The sequence below is a fragment of the Pseudomonas sp. RIT-562 genome, from assembly GCF_026241895.1.
Taxonomy (GTDB): domain Bacteria; phylum Pseudomonadota; class Gammaproteobacteria; order Pseudomonadales; family Pseudomonadaceae; genus Aquipseudomonas; species Aquipseudomonas mandelii_F.
In genome coordinates this window covers 283,821-295,790 of record NZ_JAPJIV010000002.1, presented here as the reverse complement: position 1 = coordinate 295,790, position 11,970 = coordinate 283,821, and the positions used below count along the sequence as shown (strand labels likewise).

At 60.8% G+C, this 11,970-nt stretch carries 11 protein-coding genes; 9 read left to right on the top strand and 2 right to left on the bottom strand.

The genetic code is table 11. The features are described 5' to 3' along the window. The first annotated feature begins 4 nt into the window (after positions 1-4). The 6 genes from rplS to ORL50_RS04125 all read left to right on the top strand — a co-directional run bounded on the left by rplS (position 5) and on the right by ORL50_RS04125 (position 5,831). On the top strand, positions 5-355 hold the full coding sequence (gene rplS, locus ORL50_RS04150; RefSeq protein ID WP_003175895.1) for a 50S ribosomal protein L19: 351 nt from the start codon (positions 5-7) through the stop codon (positions 353-355). A gap of 99 nt (positions 356-454) precedes the next feature. After that, positions 455-1,351 carry a site-specific tyrosine recombinase XerD gene (gene xerD, locus ORL50_RS04145; RefSeq protein WP_266010097.1) on the top strand — a complete coding sequence of 299 codons (897 nt, stop codon included), beginning with the start codon at positions 455-457 and terminating at the stop codon, positions 1,349-1,351. A 325-nt stretch (positions 1,352-1,676) separates the two neighbouring features. Continuing rightward, the gene (gene dsbC, locus ORL50_RS04140) at positions 1,677-2,408 is read left to right on the top strand and encodes a bifunctional protein-disulfide isomerase/oxidoreductase DsbC (protein ID WP_266010095.1); all 732 of its coding nucleotides are present in this window, start codon (positions 1,677-1,679) and stop codon (positions 2,406-2,408) included. A gap of 133 nt (positions 2,409-2,541) precedes the next feature. Further along, on the top strand, positions 2,542-3,846 hold the full coding sequence (locus ORL50_RS04135; RefSeq protein WP_018926703.1) for a homoserine dehydrogenase: 1,305 nt from the start codon (positions 2,542-2,544) through the stop codon (positions 3,844-3,846). 66 nt (positions 3,847-3,912) lie between these two features. After that, positions 3,913-5,322, top strand: coding sequence for a threonine synthase (gene thrC / locus ORL50_RS04130; RefSeq protein WP_266010081.1), 1,410 nt, complete (start codon positions 3,913-3,915; stop codon positions 5,320-5,322). A gap of 221 nt (positions 5,323-5,543) precedes the next feature. Further along, a complete protein-coding gene (locus ORL50_RS04125; RefSeq protein WP_266010078.1) occupies positions 5,544-5,831 on the top strand; it encodes a DUF3509 domain-containing protein in 288 nt (95 codons plus the stop codon). A 170-nt stretch (positions 5,832-6,001) separates the two neighbouring features. Here ORL50_RS04125 and ORL50_RS04120 read toward each other — a convergent pair whose 3' ends face one another. Next, the gene (locus tag ORL50_RS04120) at positions 6,002-6,973 is read right to left on the bottom strand and encodes a TIGR02285 family protein (protein WP_266010076.1); all 972 of its coding nucleotides are present in this window, start codon (positions 6,971-6,973) and stop codon (positions 6,002-6,004) included. After that, positions 6,900-8,099, bottom strand: a complete 1,200-nt coding sequence (locus ORL50_RS04115) for a CaiB/BaiF CoA transferase family protein (RefSeq protein WP_266010074.1) — start codon at positions 8,097-8,099, stop codon at positions 6,900-6,902. Before ORL50_RS04115 ends, ORL50_RS04120 begins: the two co-directional genes overlap by 74 nt. Before the next feature lie 145 nt (positions 8,100-8,244). On the opposite strand from ORL50_RS04115, the gene ORL50_RS04110 reads away from it, so the two are divergent. The 3 genes from ORL50_RS04110 (at position 8,245) to ORL50_RS04100 (ending at position 11,937) form a co-directional block, all read left to right on the top strand. Continuing rightward, on the top strand, positions 8,245-8,787 hold the full coding sequence (locus ORL50_RS04110) for a YaeQ family protein (RefSeq protein ID WP_008151638.1): 543 nt from the start codon (positions 8,245-8,247) through the stop codon (positions 8,785-8,787). Between the two features lie 64 nt (positions 8,788-8,851). Further along, on the top strand, positions 8,852-10,561 hold the full coding sequence (recJ, locus tag ORL50_RS04105) for a single-stranded-DNA-specific exonuclease RecJ (protein WP_266010064.1): 1,710 nt from the start codon (positions 8,852-8,854) through the stop codon (positions 10,559-10,561). A 269-nt stretch (positions 10,562-10,830) separates the two neighbouring features. Continuing rightward, positions 10,831-11,937 (top strand): NADH:flavin oxidoreductase/NADH oxidase, encoded by a 1,107-nt coding sequence (locus ORL50_RS04100; RefSeq protein ID WP_266010062.1) that lies wholly within the window; start codon positions 10,831-10,833, stop codon positions 11,935-11,937. The last annotated feature ends 33 nt before the right edge of the window (positions 11,938-11,970 follow it).

The window sequence follows — 11,970 nt, the reverse complement described above, 5'->3', positions numbered from 1 at the left end:
CAGCATGACTAACAAAATCATCCTTGCACTCGAAGCAGAGCAGATGACCAAAGAGATCCCTACCTTTGCCCCGGGCGACACCATTGTCGTTCAGGTGAAAGTGAAGGAAGGCGACCGTTCGCGTCTGCAAGCGTTCGAAGGTGTTGTTATCGCCAAGCGTAACCGCGGCGTAAACAGTGCTTTCACCGTTCGTAAAATCTCCAACGGTGTTGGCGTAGAGCGTACTTTCCAGACCTACAGCCCGCAAATCGACAGCATGGCCGTTAAACGTCGCGGTGACGTACGTAAAGCCAAGCTGTACTACCTGCGTGACCTGTCCGGTAAAGCAGCTCGCATCAAGGAAAAACTGGCTTAAGTCCAGCTTCCGATGCAAAAAAAGCAGCCTGCGGGCTGCTTTTTTGTTGCCTGCGATTTATCTTCCCCCGACTGTACTGACGGTCTTGCCTGAGCGCTTATGCCTGCCATCGATCATCCATTGATAGACCAGTTCCTGGACGCGTTGTGGCTGGAAAAAGGCCTGTCCGATAACACCCGCGGTGCCTATCGCAGCGACCTCGCCCTGTTCAACGGCTGGCTGCAGGACAAGGGACTGGAGTTGATCAACGCCGGACGCGAGTTGATCCTCGATCACCTGGCCTGGCGCCTTGAGCAAAACTACAAACCACGGTCTACTGCGCGCTTTCTCTCCGGAGTGCGTGGCTTCTATCGCTATCTGCTCCGGGAAAAGTTGATCGCGGTCGATCCGACCTTGCGTATCGACATGCCGCAACTTGGCAGGCCGCTGCCAAAATCCTTGTCGGAGGCAGACGTTGAGGCGCTGTTGAAAGCACCGGACCTCAGTGAAGCCATCGGCCAGCGCGACCGTGCCATGCTCGAGGTGTTGTATGCCTGCGGGCTGCGGGTGACGGAGCTGATCAGCCTGACCCTGGAGCAGGTGAACTTGCGCCAGGGCGTGCTGCGGGTGATGGGCAAAGGCAGCAAGGAGCGGTTGGTGCCGATGGGGGAGGAGGCGATTGTCTGGGTCGAGCGCTACATGCGCGACGCTCGCAGTGAGTTGCTCGGCGGGCGTCCCAGTGACGTGCTGTTTCCCAGTTTGCGCGGCGAGCAGATGACTCGCCAGACGTTCTGGCATCGCATCAAGCACCAGGCCAAGGTCGCCGGGATCGGCAAGTCGCTGTCGCCGCACACCTTGCGCCATGCGTTTGCCACGCACCTGCTGAACCACGGCGCCGACCTGCGTGTGGTGCAGATGCTGCTCGGCCACAGTGACCTGTCGACCACGCAAATCTACACCCACGTCGCCCGCGCCCGCTTGCAGGACCTGCACGCCAAACACCACCCGCGCGGTTGACACAACCCCTGGCCGCGCCCGCATGCTTGTGTAGCAGCTGGCGAAGCCTGCGTCCGGCTGCGCAGCAGTCGTAAACCCTGAGCTCACGATTTAACTGAACAACCGCAGCGTTTGATTTCACGACTGCTGCGCAGCCGGACGCAGGCTTCGCCAGCTGCTACATAAAAGCGTCGTGCCACCGTCAGCGAGATGTCTTGCATCACCCGCATTCGGCCCCACCAGCCTTATGTGATAGGCTTTGCCGGTTTGCACGGTGGGCGGTTGTGACCCGGTGTTTCGGCACGGGCGTTCTGATCGTCCCATTTGTCCGCCTTCAGGAGTTCTCATGCGTCTGACCCAGATTTTCGCCGCCGCAGCCATTGCGTTGGTCAGCACCTTTGCCGTCGCCGATGACGCGGCTGACAAAGCCATTCGTAAAAGCCTGGCGAACCTCGACCTTGAGGTTCCGGTAGAAAGCATCTCCGCCAGCCCCCTGGCAGGCCTGTATGAGGTCAGGTTGCAAGGCAGCCGTGTGCTCTACGCCAGCGCTGATGGCCAGTACGTCATGCAGGGCTACATGTTCCAGCTCAAGGACGGCAAACCGGTCAACCTGACCGAGAAAACCGAGCGCCTGGGTGTTTCCAAACTGGTCAACGCAATCCCTGTCGCTGAAACCGTGGTCTACCCGGCCATCGGCGAAACCAAGTCGCACATCACCGTGTTCACCGACACCACCTGCCCGTACTGCCACAAACTGCACGCCGAAGTGCCTGAGCTGAACAAGCGCGGCATCGAAGTGCGTTACGTCGCGTTCCCGCGCCAGGGCCTGGGCTCGCCGGGTGACGAACAGCTGCAGGCGGTCTGGTGCTCCAAGGACAAGAAAGCCGCCATGGATAAAATGGTCGACGGCAAGGAAATCAAGGCCGCCAAATGCGAGAACCCAGTTTCCAAGCAGTTCGCCCTCGGTCAGTCGATCGGCGTGAACGGTACGCCGGCCATCGTTTTGGCTGACGGTCAGGTCATTCCGGGCTACCAGCCTGCGCCACAAGTCGCCAAACTGGCGCTGGGCGCGAAGTAAATTCGCATCGTCACGGTCAGCCTTTGACGATCATGGTCCGGCGGCGGTTGCGCCGGGCCATTAATAGAGAACCGCGAGCATGCGGTTGTTTTCACGGCCGACCATGCGTCGGCCGTTTTATGGGGAGTTCACAGTGAAACCGGTCAAAGTAGGCATCTGTGGGTTAGGAACCGTCGGTGGCGGTACCTTCAACGTACTTCAGCGCAACGCCGAGGAAATTGCTCGTCGTGCCGGGCGTGGAATCGAAGTGGCACAAATTGCCATGCGCACGCCAAAGCCTCAGTTCCAAACGACCGGTATTGCGATTACCAACGATGTCTTCGAAGTGGCCACGAACCCTGAGATCGACATCGTCATAGAGCTGATGGGCGGCTACACCGTTGCCCGCGAGCTGGTACTCAAAGCCATCGAGAATGGCAAGCATGTGGTCACCGCGAACAAGGCACTGATTGCCGTTCACGGTAACGAAATCTTCGCCAAGGCACGCGAGAAAGGCGTGATCGTGGCATTCGAAGCAGCGGTGGCCGGTGGTATCCCGGTGATCAAGGCGATCCGTGAAGGCCTGTCGGCCAACCGCATCAACTGGGTCGCCGGCATCATCAACGGCACCGGCAACTTCATTCTCACGGAAATGCGCGAGAAGGGTCGCACCTTCGAAGACGTGCTCGCCGAGGCGCAAGCGCTGGGTTATGCCGAAGCCGATCCGACCTTCGACGTCGAAGGCATCGACGCGGCCCACAAGCTGACGATCCTGGCTTCCATCGCCTTTGGCATCCCGCTGCAGTTCGACAAGGCCTACACCGAAGGCATCACCAAGCTGACCACCGCCGACGTGAACTACGCCGAAGCGCTGGGCTATCGCATCAAGCACCTGGGTGTGGCGCGCAGCACTGCCGCCGGTATCGAGTTGCGCGTACACCCGACACTGATCCCGGCCGATCGCCTGATCGCCAACGTCAACGGCGTGATGAACGCGGTGATGGTCAACGGTGATGCTGCCGGTTCGACGCTGTTCTACGGCGCTGGCGCCGGCATGGAGCCGACCGCTTCGTCGGTGATCGCCGACCTGGTGGACGTGGTTCGCGCCATGACCTCCGACCCGGAGAACCGTGTGCCACACCTGGCCTTCCAGCCGGACTCGCTGTCGGCGCATCCGATCCTGCCGATCGAAGCCTGTGAAAGCGCCTACTACCTGCGCATTCAGGCCAAGGATCATCCGGGTGTATTGGCCCAGGTGGCGAGCATCCTGTCGGAGCGCGGCATCAACATCGAATCGATCATGCAGAAGGAAGTCGAAGAGCATGACGGCCTGGTGCCGATGATCCTGTTGACTCATCGCGTCCTGGAGCAGCACATCAACGATGCGATCGCCGCCCTCGAAGCGTTGGCTGGCGTGGTCGGTCCGGTTGTGCGGATCCGCGTCGAGCACCTGAACTAAGCCGTTATCGTTCACCGGGCTCGCGTGCGGGCCCGGATTTGCGAACACTGTCTATTGGAGCCAGTCATGCGTTATATCAGTACCCGCGGCCAGGCACCGGCCCTGAATTTCGAAGACGTCCTGCTGGCCGGTCTCGCCACCGACGGCGGTCTGTACGTCCCGGAAAACCTGCCACGTTTCACCCAGGAAGAAATTGCTTCCTGGGCCGGCCTGCCGTATCACGAGCTGGCCTTCCGGGTGATGCGCCCATTCGTCACCGGCAGCATTCCGGATGCCGATTTCAAAAAGATTCTTGAAGAAACGTATGGCGTGTTCTCCCACAGCGCCGTCGCTCCATTGCGTCAGCTGAACGGCAACGAATGGGTCCTGGAGCTGTTCCACGGCCCGACCCTGGCGTTCAAGGATTTCGCCCTGCAACTGCTCGGTCGCCTGCTCGACTATGTGCTGGAAAAACGCGGCGAGCGCGTGGTCATCGTCGGTGCCACTTCCGGTGATACCGGTTCGGCTGCCATCGAAGGCTGCAAACACTGCGAAAACGTCGACATCTTCATCCTGCACCCGCACAACCGCGTGTCCGAAGTGCAGCGTCGGCAGATGACCACCATCTTTGGCGAGAACATCCACAACATCGCCATCGAAGGCAACTTCGACGACTGCCAGGAAATGGTCAAGACCAGCTTTGCCGACCAAAGCTTCCTCAAGGGCACTCGCCTGGTGGCCGTGAACTCGATCAACTGGGCGCGAATCATGGCCCAGATCGTCTACTACTTCCACGCGTCCCTGCAGTTGGGCGGGCCGGCGCGTTCGGTGTCGTTCTCGGTGCCGACCGGCAACTTCGGCGATATCTTCGCCGGCTACCTGGCGCGCAACATGGGCCTGCCGATCAACCAGTTGATTGTCGCCACCAACCGCAACGACATCCTGCATCGCTTCATGAGCGGCAACCAGTACGTCAAGGAAACCCTGCACGCCACGCTGTCGCCATCGATGGACATCATGGTCTCCTCGAACTTCGAACGCCTGCTGTTCGACCTGCACGGTCGTAACGGCGCGGCGATCGCCGGGCTGATGGACAGCTTCAAGCAAGGTGGCGGTTTCAGCGTCGAACAGGAACGCTGGACCGAAGCCCGCAAGCTGTTCGACTCCCTGGCCGTGGACGACGCACAGACTTGCGAAACCATCGCCGAAGTCTACGAGCAAACCGGCGAACTGCTCGATCCGCACACCGCGATCGGCGTCAAGGCCGCGCGCGAATGCCGTCGCAGCCTGGACATCCCGATGGTAATCCTGGGCACCGCCCACCCGGTCAAATTCCCCGATGCGGTGCTGAAGGCCGGTGTCGGCAAGGCGCTGGAACTGCCGGTGCACCTCGCTGACCTGTTCGAACGCGATGAGCGCTGCACCGTCCTGCCAAACGATCTGAAAGCCGTCCAGGCGTTCGTCAGCCAGCATGGCAATCGCGGCAAACCGCTGTAAGCGACAACGCTGCAAACTGAAAAGCCCGTCTTCCGACGGGCTTTTTCGTTGGTGCGGCGCATCGCTGTTTTTTCCCTGTCATCTTCGTCATGCATGCTTCACCAACCAGAGACGTCGACGCCCCTGCAGTTACCATTCAGAACTTTCTTCTGAGGCCGATGGTCATTTAATGTAGACCTGCCCCAGGCACTTTGTTTTCGGACTAATGAGTGGTGATCGATTTGGAAAGTATCAGTCTATTGCTCGGTGAGGCTCTGAGCCCGTATCAAGTCACGCTGACCCCTTCGGGTCTGCAGGGTGAATGCCTGGTGACCCTGAAGAGTTCGACCGGCGCCATCGTGGTCGAACGGGCTTTCAACCAGGCTCAGTTGAGCGACAAGCGCTTGCTCACGGATGTGGTCGACGGTTTGCGGCGCGACCTGATGATCGCCGAAGGTCGTCTGGAACCCTGTGTTATCGCAGCCTTGCGCAACGCAGCACAGGACAAGCTCCTCGCCAGTCGAAATTGAATCGCGTCAGGCGGGAACCTATTTGCAGGACAGTCAGTCAGAGGATGTAACAGTAGGATCAAGCATTGTGCTCCGGTGCTTGCCGCTTGCTGTTACTGGTCTTTATGTAGGCCACGTTTAACCCCGAGTTGTCTCCCCACTTCTCGGGGTTTCTTTTTGCCTGCGATTTGTCACGGCTGCGCCTGATGCTCGAAAAATACTCGAGTGTCCTTCAGGTAATCGCTGCGCATTTGCGGATCGAGCCAGTCGGCGTAGAGCGGGTCGAGCCGGTCTCGGGGCAATGCGCGCAGCAGTTGGTTGATCTCGCTGATCGCCTGTTTGCCCTGTGCCGTGTGGGAACAGCCGATGTGCCCTGACAGGTATTGATCGGTGCCCTTGATCGGCAGGAACGCCAGTTGATCGTCAGTGATCTGTTCGCGATTGGCCAGGTAACGGATTTCCGGCCAGTAGCCCAACACCACCTGCAGGCGACCCAGGCGTTGCATCTGCAGCAGGCTGCCTAGGGCTTCGTTGCCGTGATGGGAAGTCAGGGCTGCAGGTGATGCCTGTTTGAGCAGGGCGTCGATGCGCTGGCCGTAACTGCGTTCGGCGACGATCCCGACTTTGGTTCGACCGCTGGCCAGCAGCGCCGACAGATCGACCTCGCCGTCGCTGACAAACTCATCCAGCACTGCTCGGTCAGTCTGGCGCACCGCCAGGCCGTTGCTGACCGCGCGAAAGGCCGGGAGTGAAAAGGTGATCCACTGGGCTCGTTCCTTGGTCCAGACCAATGACGGATCGCAGGTAAACGATTGTTCCTGGAGCATCTGCATGCCGCGGGCACGGTTGACTCGCATCAGCACGTGGTCATATTGCGGCATGCCGGCGATCAACAGCGGCAGCATCTGGTCAATGATGCCCTGGCCCTTTTTCGGCCCCTCGAAGATCATCGTGGGCGGCAGGTCACGCAGCAGCCAGATCAGCGTGTCCCTGGCCTGTGCCAGATTGGGCGCGACCAGCCCGGTCAATAGCGCGAGAGCCGCCAGGGCCGGGCGGTTGTGCAGGGCAGATGGCAACAGGCGTTTCAGCTTAAATGGCTCCGTCTGCGCGCAGCTTGGCGATCTGGGCCTGGTCGTAGCCAAGGTCGTTGAGTACCTGGGCATTGTGTTCGCCCAGTTGCGGGCCGACCCACTCCGAGGACCCTGGGGTGTCGGAGAGTTTCGGCACGATCCCCGGCATTTTGAAGTCCTTGCCGTCCGGCAACTTGGCCTGCAGGAACATTTCCCGGGCCAGGTACTGCGGGTCCGCGAACATGTCTTCGGCACTGAAGATTCGACTGGCCGGTACGTCCGCCTGATTCAATTGCTCGATGATGGTGTCCAGCGGCAGCGAGTTGGCCCAGCGATCGATCACCCCGTAGAGCTCGTCGCGCCGGGTGTCGCGCCCGTCGTTGCTGGACAGGGCAGGATCGTTGGCCAGGTCTTCGCGGCCGATAATCAGCATGAAGCGCTTGAAGATCGCATCGCCGTTGGCGCCGATCTGCACATGTTTGCCGTCGGCGCTGGTGTGGATCGAAGAGGGCGTGATGCCCGGCATGATGTTGCCGGTGCGTTCGCGGATAAAGCCGAACACGTCGAACTCCGGCACCATGCTTTCCATCATGGCAAAAATCGCTTCATACAGTGCAACGTCCACGACCTGGCCCTGGCCGCCATTGACCTCGCGATGACGCAAGGCCATCAGCGCGCCGATCACGCCCCAGAGCGCGGCAATCGAGTCGCCGATGGAAATCCCGGTACGCACCGGAGGCCGATCCTCAAATCCGGTGATGTAGCGCAGGCCGCCCATGGACTCGCCGACTGCGCCAAAGCCCGGCTGATCTTTCATCGGCCCGGTCTGGCCGAATCCCGACAGTCGCACCATCACCAGCTTGGGGTTCAGGGCGTGCAGCACGTCCCAGCCCAGCCCGAGCTTTTCCAGGACACCGGGGCGGAAGTTCTCGATCAGGATGTCTGCTTCGCCGAGCAATTTTTTCAGGATGGCCAGGCCTTCGGGGTGCTTGAGGTTCAAGGTCAGGGATTTTTTGTTGCGCGCCTGAACAAACCACCACAGCGAAGTGCCTTCATAGATTTTGCGCCACTTGCGCAATGGATCACCGCCGTCAGGTGATTCGACCTTGATCACTTCAGCGCCGAACTCGCCGCAAATCCGCGACGCAAAGGGCCCGGCGATCAAGGTGCCCAATTCGATGACTTTCAGACCTGAGAGCGGTTTGGCGGTGAACGGCATGCTGGATCCTGTAGGACAAAGGCTGACTGGTAGAGCGTTTTAGCATAGCCGGGCGCCAGTCGCCCAAGGTTCATCGCGACAATTCGTTGATTGGTGGTCGCATCGGTTAGACTTGCCGCCTTTCCTCGTATCAAGAAGCCCGTTCATGGCCCAGCCGTCCACGACCTACAAGTTTGAACTGAACCTTACCGACCTCGACCGCAGCGTCTACGAGAGCGTGAAGCAGACCATCGCCCGGCACCCTTCGGAAACCGAAGAGCGCATGACCGTGCGGCTGCTGGCCTACGCCTTCTGGTACAACGAACAGCTGTCTTTCGGTCGCGGTCTGTCGGACGTAGACGAGCCTGCCCTATGGGAAAAGAGCCTGGATGATCGGGTTCTGCACTGGATCGAAGTCGGCCAGCCGGACGCCGATCGCCTGACCTGGTGCTCGCGTCGCACCGAGCGCACCAGTCTGCTGGCCTACGGCAGCCTGCGGGTCTGGGAAACCAAGGTGATCCCAGCGATCAAGAACCTGAAAAACGTGCACATCGCTGCTGTTCCTCAGGACGTCCTGGAAACCCTGGCCAAGGACATGCCGCGCGTAATCAAGTGGGACGTGATGATCAGCGAAGGCACCATTTTTGTGACCGATGACCGTGGTCAGCACGAAGTCCAGCTGCAGTGGCTGAGCGGCGAACGCGGCTGATCGGCTTCGGCCGTCGCGGTAATCAGTTTTTTCCTACGTATTCAAGAGAAGCACCCGTCACCCCATGCGCATCGAACCTCGCCAGCTGCCCGACATCCTGCCTTTCCTCGGTGATATCCCGCCCCTGTTGACCCGCTTGTACGCGGCACGAGGCGTGCAATCCGAGGCTGAACTGGACAAGAGCCTGGCGCGGCTGATCCCGTTCCAGCAACTCAAGGGCATTGATGCTGCGGTGGACCTGCTGGTGACCGCCCTGGAGCAGCGTCAGCGCATCCTGATCGTCGGTGACTTCGATGCCGATGGCGCCACCGCCAGCACCGTCGGCGTGCTGGGTTTGCGCCTGCTGGGTGCTGCCCACGTCGACTATCTGGTGCCCAACCGGTTCGAATATGGCTACGGCCTGACTCCGGAAATCGTCGAAGTCGCGTTGACCCGCACCCCACAACTGCTGATCACTGTGGACAACGGGATCTCCAGTGTCGAGGGCGTCGCGGCGGCGAAACAGGCGGGGCTGCAGGTGCTGGTCACCGATCACCACTTGCCGGGCGATGAGTTGCCGCTGGCCGATGCCATTGTTAATCCGAATCAGCCGGGCTGTGCATTCCCGAGCAAGGCGCTGGCCGGTGTCGGGGTGATCTTCTACGTGTTGATGGCCTTGCGTGCGCGGTTGCGCGACCTTGGCTGGTACGCGACCACGCCACAGCCGAACATTGGTGAGCTGCTCGACCTGGTGGCGCTGGGCAGCGTCGCCGACGTGGTGCCCCTGGATGCCAATAACCGCATCCTGGTGCATCAGGGGCTAGAGCGGATTCGCGCCGGCCGCGCCCGCCCGGGGGTCAAGGCGATTCTCGAAGTGGCCAAGCGCGACCACGCGCGTATCACCTCCACCGACCTCGGTTTCATCGTCGGCCCGCGGCTGAACGCGGCGGGGCGCCTGGACGACATGAGCCTGGGCATCGAATGCCTGCTGACCGACAGCCAGGACCTGGCCCGGGAAATGGCGGTGCAGCTTGACGGCATGAACCAGGACCGCAAATCCATCGAACAGGGCATGCAGCGTGAGGCGCTGGCCCAGCTCAAGGATTTGCCCGTCGAGTCCATGCCGTTCGGTTTGTGCCTGTTCGACCCCGAGTGGCACCAGGGCGTGATCGGCATCCTCGCGTCGCGAATGAAGGAGCGTTATTTCCGCCCGACCATCGCCTTTGCCGATGCCGGCGATGGCCTGCTCAAGGGTTCCGGGCGTTCGGTGCAGGGCTTTCATATCCGCGATGCGCTGAGCGTGGTGGCGGCGCAACATCCGACGCTGATCAGCAAGTACGGCGGCCATGCCATGGCGGCGGGCCTGACTCTGCCGGAAGCGAATTTCCCACTGTTCGCCGAAGCGTTTGACGCCGAAGTGCGCCGCCAACTGCGCGAGGAAGACCTGACGGGACGCCTGTTGTCGGACGGTACCCTGGCGGTCGAGGAATTTCATCTGGAACTGGCGCGAGCCCTGCGGCACGCCGGGCCCTGGGGCCAGCATTTCCCCGAGCCGCTGTTCCATGGGATGTTCCAGCTGGTGGAACAGCGCGTGGTTGGCGAACGCCACTTGAAAGTGGTGCTCAGGAGCGAATGCGGTTCGGTGAAACTGGATGGCATCGCCTTCGGCATCGATCGCGACATCTGGCCCAATCCGACCATCAAGTGGGTGGAACTGGCCTACAAGCTCGACCTCAACGAGTTTCGTGGCAATGAAACCGTGCAGTTGATGATTGCCCATATCGAACCGCGTTAAGGCTCTCGCAAGCAGGCTCACTCCTACAGGCGCACCGCCATATCCAGTGTAGGAGTGAGCCTGCTCGCGATTCGATGTTTCTGACACCCATTACATCTGAACCCTCCTCGATCCCCCGTTGTCGACTAGGCTCTAAGCACTGCTTGATTTTCCTTGTGACGTCTTGTCGAATTTTTTGCCCGCGGGGGCGGGTGCTGCATCTCCTTACTGTCACTCGTCGACTGTCAAACAGAACCCTGGAGCCTGCCCACTGATTCGAGAGGTGCCCCATGAGTCTGCTGCTTGAACCCTACACTCTGCGCCAGCTAACCCTGCTCAACCGCATCGCGGTATCACCCATGTGCCAGTATTCCAGCGTCGATGGCCTGGCCAATGACTGGCATCTGGTCCACCTTGGCAGCCGCGCGGTTGGCGGCGCGGGCCTGATTTTTACTGAAGCCACGGCCGTTACCGCCGATGGTCGCATCACCGCCGAGGACCTCGGCCTGTGGAATGACGAACAGATCGAACCCCTGCAACGCATCACTCGCTTCATCGCCGCCCAAGGCGCGGTCGCGGGCATTCAGCTGGCGCATGCCGGGCGCAAGGCCAGCACGTTTCGGCCGTGGCTTGGCAAGCATGGCAGCGTCAAGGTTGAGGATGGCGGCTGGGTGCCGGTGGGCCCGTCGCCGATCGCTTTCGACCCGCAACATACCCAGCCCACGCAACTGGATGAAGGCGCCATCGCCGAGATCATCCAGGCATTTGTCGACTCGGCAAAACGCGCGCTGGTGGCCGGTTTTAAAGTGGTGGAGGTGCATGCTGCCCACGGTTACCTGCTGCATCAGTTCCTCTCGCCGCTGAGTAATCAGCGCCGGGATCAGTATGGCGGTTCGTTCGAGAATCGCATCCGCCTGGTCCTGCAGGTCACGGAAGCGGTGAGGGCCGTGTGGCCCGAAGAGCTGCCGCTGTTTGTGCGAGTGTCGGCGACGGACTGGGTGGAAGATGGCTGGAACCCGGATGAAACCGTTGAGCTGGCGCGGCGCCTGCAAGCAATGGGCGTGGACCTGATTGACGTGTCCTCGGGCGGTACGGCGGTCAATGCGGAAATTCCAACCGGGCCGGGTTACCAGACTCGCTTCGCCGAAAGGGTGCGCAAGGAGTCAGGCATCGCCACGGGCACAGTAGGAATGATTACCGAACCTGCGCAAGCCGAGCACATCCTGCGCACGTGCCAGGCGGATATCATCTTCCTGGCGCGAGAACTGTTGCGTGATCCGTACTGGCCGTTGCATGCCGATGATGATTTGGGCGGGCGCAAAGCTGTATGGCCTGCGCAGTATCAGCGGGCGACGCATCGGGATCAGCCGATCCATGAGTCGGATTTGCGTGACTGAAGTCACGCCGGCCCTATAACGCGGTGATGTCTG

What these genes read in the sequence shown, in the direction of transcription:
- rplS (WP_003175895.1), top strand. Translation starts at nt 5, where the DNA reads ATGACTAACAAAATCATCCTTGCACTCGAAGCAGAGCAGATGACCAAA.
- xerD (WP_266010097.1), top strand. Translation starts at nt 455, where the DNA reads ATGCCTGCCATCGATCATCCATTGATAGACCAGTTCCTGGACGCGTTG.
- dsbC (WP_266010095.1), top strand. Translation starts at nt 1,677, where the DNA reads ATGCGTCTGACCCAGATTTTCGCCGCCGCAGCCATTGCGTTGGTCAGC.
- thrC (WP_266010081.1), top strand. Translation starts at nt 3,913, where the DNA reads ATGCGTTATATCAGTACCCGCGGCCAGGCACCGGCCCTGAATTTCGAA.
- ORL50_RS04120 (WP_266010076.1), bottom strand. Translation starts at nt 6,973, where the DNA reads ATGCCCAGGTACTCAACGACCTTGGCTACGACCAGGCCCAGATCGCCA.
- ORL50_RS04115 (WP_266010074.1), bottom strand. Translation starts at nt 8,099, where the DNA reads ATGCCGTTCACCGCCAAACCGCTCTCAGGTCTGAAAGTCATCGAATTG.
- ORL50_RS04110 (WP_008151638.1), top strand. Translation starts at nt 8,245, where the DNA reads ATGGCCCAGCCGTCCACGACCTACAAGTTTGAACTGAACCTTACCGAC.
- recJ (WP_266010064.1), top strand. Translation starts at nt 8,852, where the DNA reads ATGCGCATCGAACCTCGCCAGCTGCCCGACATCCTGCCTTTCCTCGGT.
- ORL50_RS04100 (WP_266010062.1), top strand. Translation starts at nt 10,831, where the DNA reads ATGAGTCTGCTGCTTGAACCCTACACTCTGCGCCAGCTAACCCTGCTC.